Source organism: Methylomonas sp. HYX-M1, from assembly GCF_040741385.1.
GTDB lineage: Bacteria > Pseudomonadota > Gammaproteobacteria > Methylococcales > Methylomonadaceae > Methylomonas > Methylomonas rhizoryzae.
In genome coordinates, this window is sequence record NZ_CP160405.1 from 2806350 (window position 1) to 2822976 (window position 16627).

At 52.8% G+C, this 16627-nt stretch carries 21 protein-coding genes; 6 read left to right on the plus strand and 15 right to left on the minus strand.

Annotation, left to right across the window (positions count from 1 at the left end; genetic code table 11):
- Window positions 1-66: 66 nt before the first annotated feature.
- From AB0A83_RS12685 to lgt, 8 genes are all read right to left on the minus strand, one after another.
- Window positions 67-549: a flavin reductase family protein gene (locus AB0A83_RS12685; protein WP_367154346.1), complete on the minus strand. Its 483-nt coding sequence runs from the start codon at window positions 547-549 to the stop codon at window positions 67-69.
- Between the two features lie 314 nt (window positions 550-863).
- Window positions 864-2363 carry a lysine--tRNA ligase gene (gene lysS / locus AB0A83_RS12690; protein WP_367154347.1) on the minus strand — a complete coding sequence of 500 codons (1500 nt, stop codon included), beginning with the start codon at window positions 2361-2363 and terminating at the stop codon, window positions 864-866.
- 40 nt (window positions 2364-2403) lie between these two features.
- Window positions 2404-2784: a hypothetical protein gene (locus tag AB0A83_RS12695; protein WP_367154348.1), complete on the minus strand. Its 381-nt coding sequence runs from the start codon at window positions 2782-2784 to the stop codon at window positions 2404-2406.
- Window positions 2774-3103, minus strand: a complete 330-nt coding sequence (locus AB0A83_RS12700; protein ID WP_232056645.1) for an NYN domain-containing protein — start codon at window positions 3101-3103, stop codon at window positions 2774-2776. Before AB0A83_RS12700 ends, AB0A83_RS12695 begins: the two co-directional genes overlap by 11 nt.
- A gap of 309 nt (window positions 3104-3412) precedes the next feature.
- The gene (locus AB0A83_RS12705) at window positions 3413-3859 is read right to left on the minus strand and encodes a hypothetical protein (protein WP_367154350.1); all 447 of its coding nucleotides are present in this window, start codon (window positions 3857-3859) and stop codon (window positions 3413-3415) included.
- Window positions 3838-4254 (minus strand): HEPN domain-containing protein, encoded by a 417-nt coding sequence (locus AB0A83_RS12710; RefSeq protein WP_150048954.1) that lies wholly within the window; start codon window positions 4252-4254, stop codon window positions 3838-3840. Before AB0A83_RS12710 ends, AB0A83_RS12705 begins: the two co-directional genes overlap by 22 nt.
- 48 nt (window positions 4255-4302) lie before the next feature.
- Window positions 4303-5400, minus strand: coding sequence for a peptide chain release factor 2 (gene prfB / locus AB0A83_RS12715; RefSeq protein ID WP_150048956.1), 1098 nt, complete (start codon window positions 5398-5400; stop codon window positions 4303-4305).
- A gap of 63 nt (window positions 5401-5463) precedes the next feature.
- Window positions 5464-6255 carry a prolipoprotein diacylglyceryl transferase gene (gene lgt, locus AB0A83_RS12720; RefSeq protein WP_150048958.1) on the minus strand — a complete coding sequence of 264 codons (792 nt, stop codon included), beginning with the start codon at window positions 6253-6255 and terminating at the stop codon, window positions 5464-5466.
- 153 nt (window positions 6256-6408) lie between these two features.
- Between lgt and AB0A83_RS12725 the strand changes: the two genes are divergently transcribed.
- The 5 genes from AB0A83_RS12725 (at window position 6409) to AB0A83_RS12745 (ending at window position 9901) form a co-directional block, all read left to right on the plus strand.
- Window positions 6409-6720 (plus strand): pyrimidine/purine nucleoside phosphorylase, encoded by a 312-nt coding sequence (locus AB0A83_RS12725; protein ID WP_150048960.1) that lies wholly within the window; start codon window positions 6409-6411, stop codon window positions 6718-6720.
- Between the two features lie 197 nt (window positions 6721-6917).
- Entirely contained in the window at window positions 6918-8576 is a 1659-nt protein-coding gene (locus AB0A83_RS12730; protein ID WP_367154351.1) for an ATP-binding protein, read from the plus strand.
- Between the two features lie 122 nt (window positions 8577-8698).
- On the plus strand, window positions 8699-9151 hold the full coding sequence (locus AB0A83_RS12735) for a nucleoside deaminase (RefSeq protein WP_150048964.1): 453 nt from the start codon (window positions 8699-8701) through the stop codon (window positions 9149-9151).
- Window positions 9152-9262: 111 nt separating this feature from the next.
- A complete protein-coding gene (locus AB0A83_RS12740; protein ID WP_367154353.1) occupies window positions 9263-9586 on the plus strand; it encodes a hypothetical protein in 324 nt (107 codons plus the stop codon).
- Window positions 9587-9619: 33 nt separating this feature from the next.
- Entirely contained in the window at window positions 9620-9901 is a 282-nt protein-coding gene (locus AB0A83_RS12745) for a hypothetical protein (protein WP_367154355.1), read from the plus strand.
- A 128-nt stretch (window positions 9902-10029) separates the two neighbouring features.
- On the opposite strand, the gene AB0A83_RS12750 is transcribed toward AB0A83_RS12745, so the two are convergent.
- Together AB0A83_RS12750 and AB0A83_RS12755 are read right to left on the minus strand one after the other, a co-directional pair.
- The gene (locus tag AB0A83_RS12750; RefSeq protein ID WP_367154357.1) at window positions 10030-10914 is read right to left on the minus strand and encodes a carbohydrate kinase; all 885 of its coding nucleotides are present in this window, start codon (window positions 10912-10914) and stop codon (window positions 10030-10032) included.
- The gene (locus AB0A83_RS12755; RefSeq protein ID WP_367154359.1) at window positions 10907-11788 is read right to left on the minus strand and encodes an HAD-IIB family hydrolase; all 882 of its coding nucleotides are present in this window, start codon (window positions 11786-11788) and stop codon (window positions 10907-10909) included. Before AB0A83_RS12755 ends, AB0A83_RS12750 begins: the two co-directional genes overlap by 8 nt.
- Window positions 11789-12050: 262 nt before the next feature.
- Between AB0A83_RS12755 and trkA the strand changes: the two genes are divergently transcribed.
- Window positions 12051-13421 carry a Trk system potassium transporter TrkA gene (trkA, locus tag AB0A83_RS12760; protein ID WP_150048970.1) on the plus strand — a complete coding sequence of 457 codons (1371 nt, stop codon included), beginning with the start codon at window positions 12051-12053 and terminating at the stop codon, window positions 13419-13421.
- 52 nt (window positions 13422-13473) lie between these two features.
- On the opposite strand, the gene AB0A83_RS12765 is transcribed toward trkA, so the two are convergent.
- Genes AB0A83_RS12765 through AB0A83_RS12785 form a run of 5 tightly spaced genes read right to left on the minus strand, consistent with a single transcriptional unit; the run spans window position 13474 to window position 16624 of the window.
- Window positions 13474-14022 carry a hypothetical protein gene (locus AB0A83_RS12765; RefSeq protein ID WP_150048972.1) on the minus strand — a complete coding sequence of 183 codons (549 nt, stop codon included), beginning with the start codon at window positions 14020-14022 and terminating at the stop codon, window positions 13474-13476.
- Window positions 14010-14534 carry a hypothetical protein gene (locus tag AB0A83_RS12770; protein ID WP_150048974.1) on the minus strand — a complete coding sequence of 175 codons (525 nt, stop codon included), beginning with the start codon at window positions 14532-14534 and terminating at the stop codon, window positions 14010-14012. Before AB0A83_RS12770 ends, AB0A83_RS12765 begins: the two co-directional genes overlap by 13 nt.
- A gap of 18 nt (window positions 14535-14552) precedes the next feature.
- Window positions 14553-14930 carry a VOC family protein gene (locus AB0A83_RS12775; protein ID WP_150048975.1) on the minus strand — a complete coding sequence of 126 codons (378 nt, stop codon included), beginning with the start codon at window positions 14928-14930 and terminating at the stop codon, window positions 14553-14555.
- Window positions 14931-14975: 45 nt separating this feature from the next.
- The gene (locus tag AB0A83_RS12780; RefSeq protein WP_150048977.1) at window positions 14976-15749 is read right to left on the minus strand and encodes a TIM barrel protein; all 774 of its coding nucleotides are present in this window, start codon (window positions 15747-15749) and stop codon (window positions 14976-14978) included.
- A complete protein-coding gene (locus tag AB0A83_RS12785; protein WP_367154361.1) occupies window positions 15749-16624 on the minus strand; it encodes an NAD(P)-dependent oxidoreductase in 876 nt (291 codons plus the stop codon). The genes AB0A83_RS12780 and AB0A83_RS12785 overlap by 1 nt, the downstream gene beginning before the upstream one ends.
- Between the last annotated feature and the right edge of the window lie 3 nt (window positions 16625-16627).

Consider the following 16627-nt stretch of genomic DNA (forward strand, 5'->3'; position numbering starts at 1 on the left):
AACGCTATCGGCTCCGTACCCATACACACTCATTCAAAGACCGCCAGCAGGCTCGGCCGTTCCCGGTCATTCGGATTTTAAATACCGGTAAGCACTATGGTAATACAACAACGGTTCGCCTTCCCGACAAATCACATTTTCAACTTCGCCTATGACGATCCAATGAGTACCGGCCAATATTTGATTCACTATTTTGCATTCCAGGGATGCCAACGCGCAGCTCAAAACCGGCGTGCCGTAATCGCCTACCTGCCAATCGACGCCGGCAAAACGCTCTTCTTGAGTGCTTCCCCCGGCAAACCGATTGGAAACCGCTTCTTGATCAGCCCGTAAAATGTTGACTGCGAAGCGTTTTTCCTGCAACACCACAGCCCCCGTATCGGTGTGTTGATTTAAACAGACCAAAATTTGCGGCGGGTCCAAGGAAACGCTGCTAAACGACGTCGCCGTCATGCCTTTCGCGCCTTGTGCCGACTGAGCGGTCACGACGGTGACGCCGCTAGCCCACAACTTCAATGCGCTTTTAAATTGATTTGGATCTACGCTCATGCTGTTCTCGTCTACCGATGTTAATGGAGGCGCCGAATGATGTCGATTTTATAAAACTCAGCGCGGTTAAGAATAATCAGATACGTGTACCGACGGGAGATTAAGCCAATCTCTCGTTTGTTTTCCCGAATCGGCATCGCTGCAGTTTGAAAAGGCCGATTTACCACGCTTATCCCCTCCCTGACGCTCATCAAGCCGGCTAGCCGCCGGGCACGCGGCTTTGGGAGTCGTTACCTGTCGTTATACTAGCCCGAAACCGGAGATTTAGCCCGTCGCAGGTAGGCGCGCTCCGAATCGTGGTTTATCGGAGAGTTCTAAACGGCTTTAGGGCGCATGTGCGGAAACAACAACACATCGCGAATGCTCGGCGAGTTGGTAAACAACATCACCAGCCGATCAATGCCTATACCCTCGCCGGCCGTCGGCGGCATGCCGTGTTCCAGCGCGGTGATGTAATCGGCGTCGTAATGCATGGCTTCGTTGTCGCCGGCTTCTTTTTCCTCGACCTGTTTTCTGAAGCGCTCGGCTTGGTCTTCGGCATCATTCAGCTCGGTAAAGCCGTTGGCAATCTCGCGGCCGCCGACGAAAAACTCGAAACGGTCGGTGACGTGCGGATCGCTATCGTTGCGGCGTGCCAGCGGCGACACCTCCACCGGATAGGCGGTGATGAAGGTCGGATTCATCAAGCGATGCTCGACGGTTTTCTCGAAAATCTCGATTTGCACCTTACCCAAACCATAACTGTCCTTGACTGGAATCTTCAGATTTTCGGCAACCTTGACCGCCGCTTCGCGCGTGCTCAAATCGTCTAGCGTCAATTCGGGATTGAAGTGCAGGATGGATTCCAGCACGGTCATTCGTGCGAACGGCTGGCCGAAATCGTAAGTCTCGCCCTGGTATTCGATGGCGGTGTTGCCGACAATGTCCTCGGCTATGCCGCGCAGCATGGCTTCGGTCAAATCCATCAAGTCGCCGTATTCGGCATAGGCTTGGTAAAACTCCAGCATGGTGAACTCCGGATTATGCCGGGTCGACAGACCTTCGTTACGGAAGTTGCGGTTGATCTCGAACACGCGTTCGAAACCGCCGACCACCAAGCGTTTCAAGTACAGTTCCGGAGCAATCCGCAAATACAACTCCATGTCCAGCGCATTGTGAAAGGTGGTAAACGGCCGCGCGGTGGCGCCGCCGGGGATGACTTGCATCATCGGCGTTTCCACTTCCAAAAAGTCGCGGGCCACCAGAAAGTCACGAATGTAGTTGACGATCTTGGAGCGCATGGTAAACGTCTTGCGGGCCTCGTCGCTCATGATCAAATCCAGATAGCGCTGGCGATACTTGATCTCCTGATCGGCGATGCCGTGGAATTTTTCCGGCAAGGGCCGCAGAGCTTTGGTCAACAAACGAATGTCATCGACGCGCACGCTTAATTCACCGACCTTGGTTTTGAACAACGTCCCTTCGGCGCCGAGAATGTCACCGATGTCCCATTTCTTGAACTGGTCGTTGTAGACACCTTCCGGTAAATTATCGCGGGCGATATAAACCTGAATCTGCCCGGACATATCCTGTAAATGACAGAAACTGGCCTTGCCCATGATGCGGCGGGTCATCATCCGCCCGGCAATCTTGACCCGGATCGGTTCGGCCAACAATTCCTCTTCGGTTTTATCGCCGTACTCGGCCAATAATTCGCCGGCCACCACGTTGCGGCGAAAATCGGTTGGAAATGCAGTGCCTTCTTCGCGTAGCGCGGTTAATTTTTCGCGGCGCTGTTTAATCTGTTCCTGTTCGTCGTGTTCGAGTTCTGACATGTTTTCTTAGTAAATTTCTAATGCTTAATAAATAATTTGGTTACGCCAATAATTTCAATTTCTCAACAAAATATCCGGCACTTGGACAATTGGGATGCTGAGCAGCACGAACTACGCTGAAATTATGGTGTTTGATAAATCTATCGGCAAAAGCGATTTTGCTGCTTCCGGGACCGCGACCAATAGTCTGCAAGCCAATTTCCTTTAATCGCCCCCAGGGCATAGAGGGCATCTGTTCCGGATATTCTTCAAAAAAACGACCTTGCTTAGTCCAGCTTTTCATCGCTTCGGTATCGGCTAAAAACCAAGACTCAATCGCTTTTCGGGCAATGACCACCAAATCAATATTATCGTTACCGATAATTTCTTTGCGTTTACTAATACACGGGGCGCATTTTTCCGGATCTAAATCAGCCAACACTACAATCACTATCGCTTGAAACCAGAAAAAAACCATTAAATTTTCCGGTATACAATAAATCCATTGCATCGATAATCAATGCGGAATCCGTGGCATTCTTACCAGTGGTATAGCTGAATTGTTGAATGGGCTGAATGGCATGTCTGTTTAAAACCGTTTTCCATGGCGCAAGTTTTTGACTAGTCCAATCTCCGTAACAACGCCTTGACGTCGTATCCCCATATCGTGCCGCCTCCGTCAAAACCGCATCTATCGCTTTAGCCTGCGCATTATCGGCATCGATTAACAAGGCAAAGCGCTTGGTATCGGGGAATTGCATTTATTGACCTTTGGAATAATCAAAGAAATAGCTCAATATTTCAAAATCGGCTCTTTGGTTGGCATCTGCCTTAGCTGAACGGGGAAACCGCACTATGGCCCACCCAAATACTTCGGCCATCGGCGAGAAACACGATTAACTCCCGAAGGGTAAAATTGGCGGAACAGGCTCCGAAAGTCAACGGCAAAAGCATTCATTCCTAGCCTCTAGTAAAATTTGTTAATTTCCTTCCACCAGTTTAGTCTGCATCGTCAATTCCAGCTGCTTTCGTCCTGGTTACTACACGCACCGCGCGGCAACAAGGACAAACTAAGCAACCCGATTTAAATCGTTTAATTTCGCAAGCATATCCCAATCAATTTTATATAGATACATATCCTCAATATATATGCCATCTATATAATTTCTTCCCATTCGATTATTAGCTAATTGAGCCCCTGTCAAAACACTGTTCCGCATTGCATTGACTATACGGTTATGAATACTAGACACCCTAATATCATGCAAGGAAATAACATCTTCATCATCCGAGCAAGCCTCATAAATATCATTAATTCTTTTATACAAACTTCTAGGCCCTTCGCTTCCCACCAGAGGAGATACTATGGTCAGCTCCCAATTTTTTTCTTCCACATCCTGTATCCAAAAAGCGGCGGCAACCTGAACACCTGACTCGTCCAATTTTTTTACCAAGCTTTCACCCGCTAGGCGCATTGCGTCCGTAAACCATTGCGTCATAAATACTTCTTTAGCCATGGCAATACTCCTGATTCGTTTTCGGTAATAGCCAAAAATAAATCCCTGGCATCCTGTCTTTGAATAGAATGATCATAACGAGACTCCTCCGACCATTTATTGGCCAGAGACCAACTCAGCTTGAAATTAACATCTTTACTTTCTTGCAATATCAGCTCTTGTTTTAATCCTGCGGTGATAAGCAGTTTAGTCAGATCATGGGTATAACTATCGTTAGCAAGTTTTTTATCCGGAAAATCGAATTGCTTAATTTGCTTGGCAACACAAGCTTTCAAAATACATTCCAAAGCATACCCAGCGAGATAATAAGCGCCATGATAACACTCGGCTTTTAAAAGAACTTCCGCTTCTTTTATTCTAATAGCAGATAATAATTCCAGCTCATGCTTATTCATTTATATGAATTCTCTGGCTTGCTATTTGTTTTCACCTAGATTATGACTTTACAACCCACTCTTCAAACTGGCTTCGATAAACTGATCCAGCGCGCCATCCAATACCGCCTGGGTGTTGCCGGTTTCGACGTTGGTGCGCAGGTCCTTGATCCGCGATTGGTCCAGTACGTAGGAACGAATCTGGCTGCCCCAGCCGATGTCCGACTTGGAGTCTTCCAGGGCTTGCTGGGTTTCGCTACGTTTCAGCATCTCCATTTCGTACAGCTTGGCTTTGAGTTGCTTCATCGCCGTGTCTTTATTTTTGTGCTGCGAGCGGTCGCTTTGACACTGGGTCACGATGCCGCTGGGACCGTGGGTTATCCGTACCGCCGATTCGGTCCTATTGACGTGCTGACCGCCGGCGCCGCTGGCCCGGTATACGTCGATGCGCAAGTCGGCCGGATTGATGTCTATTTCGATGTCGTCGTCGATCTCCGGGGAGACGAACACCGAGGCAAACGAAGTGTGACGGCGGTTACCGGAATCGAACGGCGATTTGCGCACCAGTCGATGCACACCGGTCTCGGTTCTTAACCAGCCGAAAGCATACGGACCTTCGAAGCGAATCGTCGCGCTCTTGATGCCGGCGACCTCGCCCGGCGATTCCTCGATCAATTCGGTTTTAAAGCCTTTGGCTTCGCCCCAACGCAAATACATGCGCTCTATCATCGAAGCCCAATCCTGGGCTTCGGTACCGCCCGATCCGGCTTGAATATCCAAAAAGGCGTTGTTCGGATCCATTTCACCGGCAAACATGCGCTGAAATTCCAATTGCGCGACCTGCTTTTCCGATTCCTCCAAATCGGCGACAACCGTATCCACCGTATCGGCGTCGTGTTCTTCCACCGCCAGCGCCAACAATTCGTCGGCATCGTTTAAACTTTGCTCCAGCTCGCGCAAGGTCTCGACGATGCCTTCCAACATGGCGCGTTCGCGTCCCAAGGCTTGGGCGAGTTCCGGCTTGTTCCAAATCGCCGGGTCCTCCAATTCGCGCATGACCTCGATTAAACGTTCGCTTTTTGCATCGAAATCGAGATAAACCTTCAACGACGCGCAGCGTTCGCGTAAATCGGCAATTTTGTATTTGATCGGATTGATTTCTTGCATGCGAGTGTCACGCTGTTTTCGCCGACAGCACGGCAAACTGAAAAAACCAGCGATTATAAACGATTAGCCGACGGATTTGCGCCGTTCCCGCGTGAGCGAGAAAGCGACGCACGCCAGCCCGGCCAACACGAACGGCACGCTCAACAACTGTCCTGTGGTCAAGGTCAAACCGTTGTCGTACATTGCTTGTTCGGTTTTAAAATATTCCAGCACGAATCGAACGCTAAACAGCAAGCTAATAAAACAACCGAACACCAAGCCTTGTTTCCCCGCGAATTTTTTATAAAGCTGTAAAGTGGTCGCATAGATAAACAAATAGCAAAAGGCTTCGTACAACTGAACCGGGTGGCGCGGCGTCCAGTCGATACGCGCAAAAATCACCGCCCAAGGCTGCTCGGAAGCGATGCCGAGAATTTCAGAGTTAAAGAAATTACCGACACGAATCAAGGCCCCGGCTAACGCGGTCGGAATGCAAACCCGGTCCAACAACCACAGAAAGCCGTCGCCGTATTGGCGTCTGTACAGAAACAACGCCGCAATGATGCCCAAGGTCGCGCCGTGACTCGCCAGCCCGCCTTCCCAAACGGCCAGGATCTTTAGCGGATGCGACAAATAATAGCCGGGATCGTACAGCAACACGTGTCCCAAGCGCGCGCCGACGATGGTCGCCACCACCATGTACCATAACAAGGTATCCAGCTCTTCGATTTTTTTTCCTTCTCGCTGATAAATCCATTGCATGGTCAGAAAGCTACCGACGAATCCGGAAGCAAACATTAGCCCGTACCAGCGAATTTTCACGGCCCCAAAATCAAGCAGAACCGGGTCGATATTCCAGATAAAAAAATGATCCATAACGATATTCAGTTAAAAAGTGAATGAGCCCAAGGTTCGGCTTTTGCCGTAAACGCCGAACGCACGGCGTTTACGGCGGCTACGGCTAATTCCGATCATTTTACCTGCGCCGCTCTGCTATCATGCCACTTTTATCACTATACGCCGATTACAATGTCTGAATTCGAAAACGTCACCATCGTCAAAAAAGCCAATGTTTATTTCGACGGCCGGGTCGTCAGCCGCACCGTGATCTTTGCCGACGGCAGCAAGAAAACCCTGGGCTTTATGCAGCCGGGAGAATATACCTTCAACACCGAAGCCCCCGAGCTGATGGAAATCCTGGCAGGCGAGATGGAGGTGCTGTTACCCGACCAAGCCTGGCAAACCGTAAGCGGCGGCCAATCCTTCGAGGTGCCCGGCAACGCCCGATTCACGATGAAAGTCAAAGTTGCCAGCGATTATTGCTGTTCTTTCTTGTCCTGATCGTACCGGCACTATCCTGCAGCAGCGCTGCAGGATGTTCACCTAAACCGCTCACTCGTCTTCGTTACGTCTCCGTTTATCGCTTATCCCTCGGGCTTACCGAATAGTCACTCTATCCAAAGCAACAATAACTGCACGCCTCGCAGCCGCAAATTTGAACTACGCTTTACCGGATTTTGTGGTTACCGAGTACAAACATGGCGCAAAGCGAACAAATTCTAATCGGCCATTTGGTGGAAGTGCGCGGCGACGGCATGGACGCCCGCATCGTCGCAGAGCATTCCACTTCCGCGCCGCTCATCCGCATCGGCGAGCAGGAAATTCTGGCCGGACACCTGGGGTCCTACGTGGTGATCCAACAAACCCAAATCAAGGTGTTGGCCCTGGTTTATAAAATGTGGGAGCGCGACCGTTTCGACCAGCAAGGCAATCGCTACAGCGATCGTTTTATCGCGCTGATTCCGGTAGGTGAAATCAACGAAACCAACACCTTTATTCGCGGGGTACGTCACTATCCTACCCCCGGTGCCAACGTGTTTGCGGTCGGCTTGGACGAAATCAATGCCATCTTTTCCAAATTTCGCGATTACCAGTTTTTCATCGGCCAATTGGCCTCGCATAAAGACTACCACCTGAGCCTGGATCCAAGAGCCTTGTTCGGCCGCCATTTCGCGATTCTCGGTCAATCCGGTTCCGGTAAATCATGGACAGTCACCAGCCTGATTCAACACACGATCAAGGCCATGCCGAAAACGCATTTGATCATGTTGGATCTACACGGCGAATATTGCTGGAAAACCGCAGACGGTCGCGTCGAATCCGCCTTTCCCACCGAACGGGTAAACTACGTGGACGCCATGGACTTGGAAATGCCGTATTGGATGATGACTTACGCCGAGCTGGTCGATTTATTCATCGACAGGGACGACAAAGGCGCTTCGATGCAAATGGCCTTCATGCGCGAGATTTTACAGCAGCTCAAACGCAAGGAAGCCAAACAAATCGGCTTGAGCGGCGTATCGATAGATACCCCGATTTATTTTTCGTTGGCGGAAATGTATATGCAATTCAAGACAGCCAACGAAGAACGCAAGGATTTCGGCAAAACTCATGGCGCTTTATTCGGCCAATTCGACGAATTCCTGGTCCGCATGCAAAGCCGCTTCAACGACGTGCGTTACGACTTTTTGTTGAAACCCAAAAAGCGCAACACCTCCGACAGCATGGCCGATTTATTGCGGCAATTCGTCGGACTGGGCGATAAAAAAGCCAACATCACCGTGGTCGATCTAAGCTCGGTACCTACCGACGTGCGCCCGGCGGTTTCCGCCCAAGTCGGTCGCCTGGCTTACGAGTTCAACTACTGGAATCCCCACCGGCGCGAATTCCCGATCACCTTGATCTGCGAGGAAGCCCATGCCTACATTCCGCGGGAGAAAGGCGGCCCATTCGAAGGCACCAAGAAGATGATGGAACGGATCGCCAAAGAAGGCCGCAAATACGGAGTGTCTATCGGCGTGGTCAGCCAAAGGCCGACCGAGTTGTCGGAAACCATGCTGGCCCAATGCAGTTCCTTCATTTGCTTGCGTACCACCAACCCGGACGACCAGGCTTATATACGCGGTTTAGTGCCGGAAGCCGAAGGCGACTTGACCGATATTCTGACATCGCTGGGCAGAGGCGAAGCCCTGGTTTTGGGCGAAGCCGCGCCGTTACCGACCCGGGTGCAGATTTACCGTCCAAACCCGGAACCGAAAAGCAACGACGTCGATTATTACACCGGCTGGCGCGAAGGCCCGGACGAACTGGACGTCGACGACATCGTCAACCGATGGCGGACGCAAACTCGGCAGTGATGGCCAAGCAAGCCCGGCACCCGGTACCGCCAAATGCTGTGGAATGAGTCATTTGTCCAGCATTTGCATGAGCCAGCGCGGACACCCATCGTGCCCACAGTGATGATATGTTTGGAGAGGATATGAACTACCTGGAGCTATTAGCCGTTGCCTTTGCCGAAGCGGAAACGGGTTTTGCCGAGGGAGGCGTTCCGGTCGGTGCCGCACTGTTCGGTGCCGACGGCCGCTTGCTGGGAAAAGGCCGCAACCGCCGGGTGCAAAACAACGACCCGTCGCTGCACGGCGAAACCGACGCGTTTCGCAACGCCGGCCGGCAAAACGATTATCGGGATAAGATCCTGGTGACGACCTTGGCCCCCTGTTGGTACTGCTCCGGTCTGGTCCGCCAATTCAACATCGGCACCGTCGTAATCGGCGAATCGGTCAACTTCGCCGGTCATCCGGATTGGCTGCGCGAAGCCGGCGTCCAAATCGTCGAACTGAACGATCCCGGCTGTATCGCGCTGATGCGGCGCTTCATCGAACAATCGCCGGCGATCTGGTATGAAGACATCGGTCTAGCGCCTCCTCGTTAAGCGCAAATGCCAGTGCAAGCCGCTTATCGGCAGAGATGCAAGCTTGCCCATATAGAACCCGAGTCGAGGCGGAAATTTAGAAGCCCCCTTAACCTTTACAGGACTCACATCATGTTCAATAAATTCGCTACAACATGCTTGTTAATTTCTACTGTTCTTTCTCCGTATGCCTACGCCGACACGGTCAGTTGGGCTTCTTGGGTTGGCCAAGACGGCTCGTTTGTTCAAGACGGCAAGCCGATAGACGTGAGCTATTCCGGCCAGTACGCCTGGACAGACTTTACCAGCGGCATCTTCGACGATGTACCCGGTTCGTTTACCAACGCCGTTTATACCAATACTCCCGGCAGCAACGGCACAATTGCGCTGACCGGAACCGGGGAAGGTCGCTTCACTTTTTCGCACGCAGTGACTAATCCCTTGCTCGCGCTGTAGAGTGTGGGTCAGCCCGGCTATCAGGTTAGGTTCGTGTTCGACACTAGCAATTTCGAGATAGTGTCAGAAGGCGCCGGTCACTGGGGCGGCGGAAGTTTAGTTCAAGACGGCAAGCGGGTAACCGGGGAAGAAGGTAACGGCTTGATACAGTTTTACGGCAGTTATACGAATATTCATTTCCAGCTTCCGGATTACGAATACTACTACGGCGCTACTATCGGCGCTCCTACCTCGGCCGTGCCCCTGCCCGGCTCGATTTGGCTAATGGGCTCAACGCTGCTGGGCTTATTGAGTTTGAAGCGTCACAACGCTTGACCGGGCTTGCCCCACCTCGTTGCCGGAATAGCAGCGCTTTTGCCGATTACCTTGGGCCCGCCAGCCGCCCGCCAACGTTACATCCTGGGCGGACATCTGATCCAGCTGGGCTTTATCTACCCGGCCGTTCAAATCTCCCACTCGGTTACAAAATCCCGGTAAAACGCCGGATCGTGTACCGTAGCGCCACGGCGGCCGACCAAGGCCGAAGCGAAAGATTGGGCGCGTTGCAGGCTCAAGCTCAACGGCCAGTGCAGTTGCAAGCCCAGCAACAGAACCGCGGCAAACGCATCGCCGGCCCCGACGGTATCCACCACTGGCATGCTCTGCGCCGGAACGACCTCGACTTGATTGCCGCCGGCATCCATGGCAAGCGCACCTTGCTTGCCGCGGGTCACCACCAAGCCCTGCAACCGATAATCGTCGATAAACCGCCGCATCGCCGTTTCGACAGGCGCGTTGTCCGCTTGCAGGGCGGCCAATTCCACATGGTTGAGTTTTATCCAATCCGCTTCGCCGGCTAGTGCCAACACCTCGGCTTTTCGCCACCAAGGTTCGCGCAGGTTGACGTCCAAAAACACCAAGCCGGTGCAACCAGCTTTCAAGCGCTCCCACGCCTGCCGAGACACCGGATTGCGTAAGGCCAAACTGCCGTGGTACAGCAAGCCGGCCGCCGGCAAGGCCTGTAACGTCTCGTCGGCGATGAAATCGTAGGCCTGTTCGGGAACGATCAGATAGCCGGGCTCGCCGTCGCTAATGTCGACCTGCACCTTGCCGGTGGGATGCACGCTATCGGTTTGTAAGCCGGCCATGTTCATACCCCATTCCTGCATCGCCTGTTTAACCTGTTTCCCGGTCCCATCGTCCCCGACTCGGCTGATGAACAAGGGCTGTTGCCCGAAGGCTTGCAGATGCCAAGCCACGTTAAACGGCGCGCCGCCCAGCACCGCACTGCCGTCCGGAAAATGGTCGAACAACACCTCGCCGAAAATGTATAACGCCGGTTTAGCCATAGTGTTGCATCCAGGTTTGGGTATGCGGTAGAAAATGGGCGACGCCTTCCAAAATGCCGGCGGCGTAATTGCCGTTCAAACCCATAAAACCGCCTTGCGCCAAATACAACGCCGCTTCGGTGCCGTTTTGCCTGGCCAATTCTTGGGCTTGAGTTTTCACCGCGTCGGCCGCATTAGCGACTAAAACCGATTGCACCCGGCTGATCAATACAGGCAAATCGTTACCGCTATCGCCGGCGAATACGGTTTGGCCGGGGTCGATGCCAAGTTGCTCCATCAAGAATTCGACCGCGTGGTACTTGGTTGCGCTGGACGGCAGCACGTCCAGCAGCACCACTTGCTCGGCTTCGTCCAGACTGTAGATCACCTCGGCTTTAACGCCGCAATCGGCGATGCGTGCCTGCATGATCTCCAGCAATTCGGCCGCATCCCTATCTAAGTTTAAATAGTAACTCAGCTTAAAACGGTTTTGCTTGCCCGGCTCTTGCAAGGTTAACCTAGGCAGGTCCGCGAATAACAAGTGCAAACTGGCGTGATCGTGCCCGCGCCAATCGGCTGCGATCCGGCTTTCCCAGGCCTCGAAAACCTGCCAGCTGCTGCCATCGAGCCGGTACACGCTGCTGCCGACATCGCCGACTACATAATCCGGCAGCGGTAAGCCGAAATCAGCAATCGCTTGCTGTACCAAGGTTTTATCGCGGCCGGACACGTAAGCGACTAACACCTCGGGCCTGGCCGCCAACGCCGCAAACAGCGGCCGGGCCGACGGCGATTCCGGCGCGTTGCCGTTCGGTAACAGGGTTCGGTCCAGATCGGTACAAATCAGTATGCGTTCTATCATCGCCACGTCCCGATTAACGGCTAAACGCCGCATGTTGCCTGCTATCCTACTTAATTTTAAGCGGGCGCGACTTGGTTTTTTCCCAGCCGCTAAGCTTAAAGCGGTCACGCTACCCCAAAGTCCACTGGTTCCGGCATATCAAGCCAAGCGATAATTCAATCCTAAGTTGCAATCACTAAGTTGTCGACGTGTACAGCTCAGGGGATCCGGTTATAATTTGCAAACCCGTCTATCCTACCTGTCTGATATACGTCTGCGCTATCGCATCATCCATTTCCGAATATCTTTTGCTTTCATGAAAATTGTCATTCTGGGTGCCGGTGTTACCGGTTCTTCGGTCGCCGGCGCACTCGCCAGCGAAGAGAACGATATTGTGGTTATCGACAAGAATCCGCAATTGCTGTCAGCGCTTAAAAGCAGACTGGATATCGCTACGATAGAGGGCAACGCGGCCCATCCGACCATATTGGAACAAGCCGGAGTCGGATCGGCCGACATGGTCATTGCGGTTACCGACCGCGATGAAACCAACATGCTGGCCTGTCAAGTCATCAACACCTTGTACGAAAAGCCCAAAACCATCGCCCGGGTTCGCGCCATCGACTTTCTAAACCATCCGGAGCTGTTCAAACCCGGCGGCATCGACATCGTCATCAGCCCGGAACAAGTGGTCACCGAATCCATACACAACCTGATCAAATACCCCGGCGCACTGCACGTTTCCGAATTTGCCGAAGGCATGGTGCGCTTATTTTCGATCCGGGTCGCCTTAGCCGGCTTTTTGACCGGCAAACGCATTCAAACCGTCAAGGAAAAGCTGGCCGACAGTATGATTCGAGTGGTCGCCATTTTTCGCGACGGCAAAGCCATACCGGTCAACGGCGAAGCGGTGATCACCGCCGGGGATGAAGTTTTTTTCGTCTGCCCACGCGACAAAGTACGTAAGACATTGATGGATTTAAACAAATTGGAGTCGCCAATCAAATCCATCATGCTGGCCGGCGGCGGCCACGTCGGCAAGCGCCTAGCGATTGCCCTGGAAAACAACTATCAAGTCAAAATCATCGAACAAGACATCAACCGCGCCAAAGAAATCTCTAACGATCTTCGTAAAACATTGATTTTACATGGAGACTGCACGGACGAATCCTTGCTGCAAGAGGAAATGATAGAAGACATCGATTTGTTTTGCGCGATCACCAATAACGACGGCATCAACTTGATTTCCGCAGGTTTGGCCAAAAAGTTAGGCGCCAAAAAGGCCATCTGCCTGATCAATAACAATTCCTACTTGAAACTGCTGGACAACAGCGAAATCGATTTGGCGATTCAACCCAAACTGGAAACCCTGGGCGGCATTTTAAAACACGTACGCAAAGGCGACGTGGTCGGCGTCAGTTCGGTCTGCGGCGGCAGCGCGGAGGCCATAGAAGCTATCGCTCACCGCAGCCAAAACGATACCGCGTCGGTGGTTGGGTTGCGGGTGGACCAAATCAATCTGCCGGAAGGCGTTATTCTTGGCGCCTTGATTCGCGACCACGAAGTGATTCCGGTACACCACGATACGGTATTTTCCGACGGCGACCACGTAGTCATGTTCGCCTTGGAAAAGAAATTGATCAAATCGATCGAACACTATTTCCAGCCCATCGAATCTTTCAACTAAGACCCAAAACCCAAAATCCGGTCAATTGGGTAAAGTTTTCGCCGCAACTCTCCTAAGAACGCGCACCGTCCAAACCGTCGATGATGGCCAAGGTTTTTCGCGGCAGCGCCAGCGCGTCGTTGCGCAGCAAAGACAACTGACTGTCTTCGTGTATCGCAGTCAAAAACTGAATTAACGCTAGCTCGCTCTGCAAGCGCTCTTGCTCGTTCCGGGTTTCCCACATTCTGTTCAGCAGCTGTTTGGCGTGATGGTGAACGGTAAATGCCACGGCATCCGGTAGATGCGCGTAACTGCTTTTCAGAGAGTCTTTCAAGTTATCCAAAGCCTGCAGATATTCCTGATAATCGCGCAAATCCTGTTTGCAGCGGATTTTCACCATTTCCAATTCGCTTTGGTGTTCGGCTTGCGCCATAGCCATTTCGTGCGCCAAGCGTTGAGCCTGTTTTTTCAGTTGGGCGACCAAAGCCTGTTCCGCCAGCGCCTGTTGTCTGCGCAATGTTGCCACGTCTTCCTGCCGGGAAAGCCGCCATAGCAAATTTTCGTCCAACTTAGCCCGGCAAATCCCCAGAACATCGGACAACCAGCGTTCTAACCGCGGCATAGTAGTTTTTGCCGCAAGGTCAACATGGCTTGGGTATCCGCCAGGCGTTTATGCCGTTTCAAGTCTTTCCAGGCCTGCTCCAGCTCGGCCTCGGGAACCATGACTGCTATTTCGGCCCGAATCGATTGATACAATTGCCGGCTTTGTTTTTTGTTATCCGCGGCCAGCAACCGGCTACGTTTGATTTGCAACCAGTAATGCTGTTGACTCTTTTCCAAACAGGCCTGCCTCTCGGCATCCTGACGTCTTACCGTTAACGACGCCAATTGCCGCTGCGCAACAGCTTTCCGATCGAAAAAGTCAAACAACCCGAGCGCAATCGCACGTACCACGAGAAAAACGCCGAGCACCAGCATCCAGCCAAAACCCAGCAATAGCAATTTATTGGCCCAGGCATAGCAAAAATCGGCTGCTAGCGGAATGTCGAATCGCCAGCAGAAAAAGCCGGTCAACATCAAGCCGATAGCCAAGCTGCAAGCCAACAATACGCCGTACACAATAGCCTTAACCATGTTCGCTCCGATCCGACACTAGGTACCGCGCTCGATAAACTCCAGCGCATTGCCGTCGCGGTCGCGGCAAAACAAGGCTTTTCGTCCGGATATGCTGGTCGTATACGCTATGCCTTCGCGGTCCAAGGTATCGCGCAAAGCGTCTACCGAATTGCAATGTAAGGCCACATGCCGGTCTCTGCCGCCGTGGGCCGGACGGCCGGTAGTCGGATCGGGATTATCCAATTCCAACAGATGAATTTGCTGCTCGCCGATTTGCAGCCAAGCACCGGGAAAAGGCAAATCGGGCCGTTCGGTCGGCGTCATGCCCAACACGTCACGATAAAACCGCAAGGATTGTTCGGCATCGGAAACGATTAAACTGGCATGGTGTAGGGTGAGTGCGAATTTCGACATGACTGCCATCCGGGTGTATTGATACGGCTATTATAGCCCGCCGTTCTAACGGCTTTGCAGCCAGCTCAAGCTGTCTACAGTATTTCCTGTCGGTTTATATTCCGCGCCTACCCAACCGCAATAGTTAAGTTTCCGCAACAAATCGAACAAGGCATCGAAATCGACCGTGCCGCTGCCCGGTTGTCCGCGTCCCGGACAATCGGCAAACTGAATATGGCTTATCTTGTCGATGTGCCGGGCCAAAAACTGCGTGCAATCCTGCTGCATGCGGCTCATGTGATAAATATCGTATTGCAACCCCAGATTGGGATGAGCGAGTTCTGAAAACACCGCCAGCATTTTAGCGTGGTCGTCCAGCAAAAAACCGGGCATATCGACACTATTGATCGCTTCGAACACGGCCGTAACGCCAATCCCGGCCAAGCGGTCGGCCGCAAGGCGCAAATTTTGGATAAAAGTCGATAAATAATCGTTTAGACGAGCACGATTCAAACAGCGGCCGGGCAGTATATTCACCAGCAAAGCATCGAGGGTAACCGCATAGTCGCAGGCTTGTTGCAAACCGTCTAAAAACCGCTCACGCTTTTCCGGCACGGCCGCCAAGCCCTCCCCGCCCTGTAGCAAATCATCGGCCGGGACATTAAACAAGACCATGCGCAAGCCGTGTTCATCCAATAGGGCTTTAATCCGCTCGGCCGGCAATTCGTAGGGAAACTGGATCTCCACCGCCTGAAAACCGTGTCGTTTCGCTGCAGCGAAACGTTGTTCCAGCGGCAACTCGGTAAACAGCATGCTCAGATTGGCACAAAACCGCAGCATTACCGGTTCGAGTAAAGATTGATCAAGGTAGCGGGATCCTGCTCGGCATAGCCGCGGCCGGCGTGCAAGCGCATCAATTGCGCGGCTAACGCGGACATCGGCACCGAACACTCGTGTTCCGCAGCAATCTGATCGGCCAGTGTTAAATCTTTCAATAAAGTCTTGACTCGCCATTTTACCGAGGCGAAATCCTCGGCTGCCATTTCCGGCCCAACGATTTGCAACGGTTTGGAATCGGCGAAACCGCCGGTTAAAGCGTGCGGGATTTGTGCACTATCGACACCCGCCCGTTTGGCCAGTGCCATCATTTCCGCAATCACCATCACGTTGCAACTGACGATCATTTGATTGCAAATTTTGGTGATCTGGCCACTCCCTACCGGCCCCATGTGGGTTAATCGACTGTACAGCGGCGCTAAAACCGTGCGGGTGACGGCAATATCCGCCGCATCGCCCCCGGCCATGATGGCCAGACTGCCTTGCTCGGCCCCAGCCGTACCGCCGGATACCGGCGCGTCTACCCAGCGCATGCCGGATTCGCCGGCCGACGCCGCTAAGCGTCTGGTCGCATCCGGTGCGATACTGGACAAGTCGATCACCAGCGTGTTCGGTTTGGCATGCGGAAAAAGCTCCGCTGCCGCGATCTGTTCCACCGCGGCAGTATCCGCCAAACATAGCAAAACCACGTCGACCTGCCTCAGCAATTCCGCCACCGAATCACAGATACCGGCCCCGGCTTGTGCCACGGTAGCCAGTTTTTCCGCCGTCCGATTCCATACCCTAACGTCGAAACCCGCAGCCAGTAAACGCAAGACCAAAGGTTGCCCCATCAGCCCGATGCCGATGAAGCCTAAAATGTGTTTCGAACCCATCATCGC

Excerpts from the sequence above, each read along its gene's own strand:
- AB0A83_RS12740 (WP_367154353.1), top strand. The coding sequence starts at position 9,263 with ATGTTCAATAAATTCGCTACAACATGCTTGTTAATTTCTACTGTTCTT.
- AB0A83_RS12735 (WP_150048964.1), top strand. The coding sequence starts at position 8,699 with ATGAACTACCTGGAGCTATTAGCCGTTGCCTTTGCCGAAGCGGAAACG.
- AB0A83_RS12730 (WP_367154351.1), top strand. The coding sequence starts at position 6,918 with ATGGCGCAAAGCGAACAAATTCTAATCGGCCATTTGGTGGAAGTGCGC.
- AB0A83_RS12765 (WP_150048972.1), bottom strand. The coding sequence starts at position 14,022 with ATGCCGCGGTTAGAACGCTGGTTGTCCGATGTTCTGGGGATTTGCCGG.
- AB0A83_RS12755 (WP_367154359.1), bottom strand. The coding sequence starts at position 11,788 with ATGCGGCGTTTAGCCGTTAATCGGGACGTGGCGATGATAGAACGCATA.
- lysS (WP_367154347.1), bottom strand. The coding sequence starts at position 2,363 with ATGTCAGAACTCGAACACGACGAACAGGAACAGATTAAACAGCGCCGC.
- AB0A83_RS12785 (WP_367154361.1), bottom strand. The coding sequence starts at position 16,624 with ATGATGGGTTCGAAACACATTTTAGGCTTCATCGGCATCGGGCTGATG.
- AB0A83_RS12775 (WP_150048975.1), bottom strand. The coding sequence starts at position 14,930 with ATGTCGAAATTCGCACTCACCCTACACCATGCCAGTTTAATCGTTTCC.
- trkA (WP_150048970.1), top strand. The coding sequence starts at position 12,051 with ATGAAAATTGTCATTCTGGGTGCCGGTGTTACCGGTTCTTCGGTCGCC.
- AB0A83_RS12710 (WP_150048954.1), bottom strand. The coding sequence starts at position 4,254 with ATGAATAAGCATGAGCTGGAATTATTATCTGCTATTAGAATAAAAGAA.
- AB0A83_RS12770 (WP_150048974.1), bottom strand. The coding sequence starts at position 14,534 with ATGGTTAAGGCTATTGTGTACGGCGTATTGTTGGCTTGCAGCTTGGCT.
- lgt (WP_150048958.1), bottom strand. The coding sequence starts at position 6,255 with ATGGATCATTTTTTTATCTGGAATATCGACCCGGTTCTGCTTGATTTT.
- prfB (WP_150048956.1), bottom strand. The coding sequence starts at position 5,400 with ATGCAAGAAATCAATCCGATCAAATACAAAATTGCCGATTTACGCGAA.
- AB0A83_RS12780 (WP_150048977.1), bottom strand. The coding sequence starts at position 15,749 with ATGCTGCGGTTTTGTGCCAATCTGAGCATGCTGTTTACCGAGTTGCCG.
- AB0A83_RS12685 (WP_367154346.1), bottom strand. The coding sequence starts at position 549 with ATGAGCGTAGATCCAAATCAATTTAAAAGCGCATTGAAGTTGTGGGCT.
- AB0A83_RS12725 (WP_150048960.1), top strand. The coding sequence starts at position 6,409 with ATGTCTGAATTCGAAAACGTCACCATCGTCAAAAAAGCCAATGTTTAT.
- AB0A83_RS12705 (WP_367154350.1), bottom strand. The coding sequence starts at position 3,859 with ATGGCTAAAGAAGTATTTATGACGCAATGGTTTACGGACGCAATGCGC.
- AB0A83_RS12700 (WP_232056645.1), bottom strand. The coding sequence starts at position 3,103 with ATGCAATTCCCCGATACCAAGCGCTTTGCCTTGTTAATCGATGCCGAT.
- AB0A83_RS12750 (WP_367154357.1), bottom strand. The coding sequence starts at position 10,914 with ATGGCTAAACCGGCGTTATACATTTTCGGCGAGGTGTTGTTCGACCAT.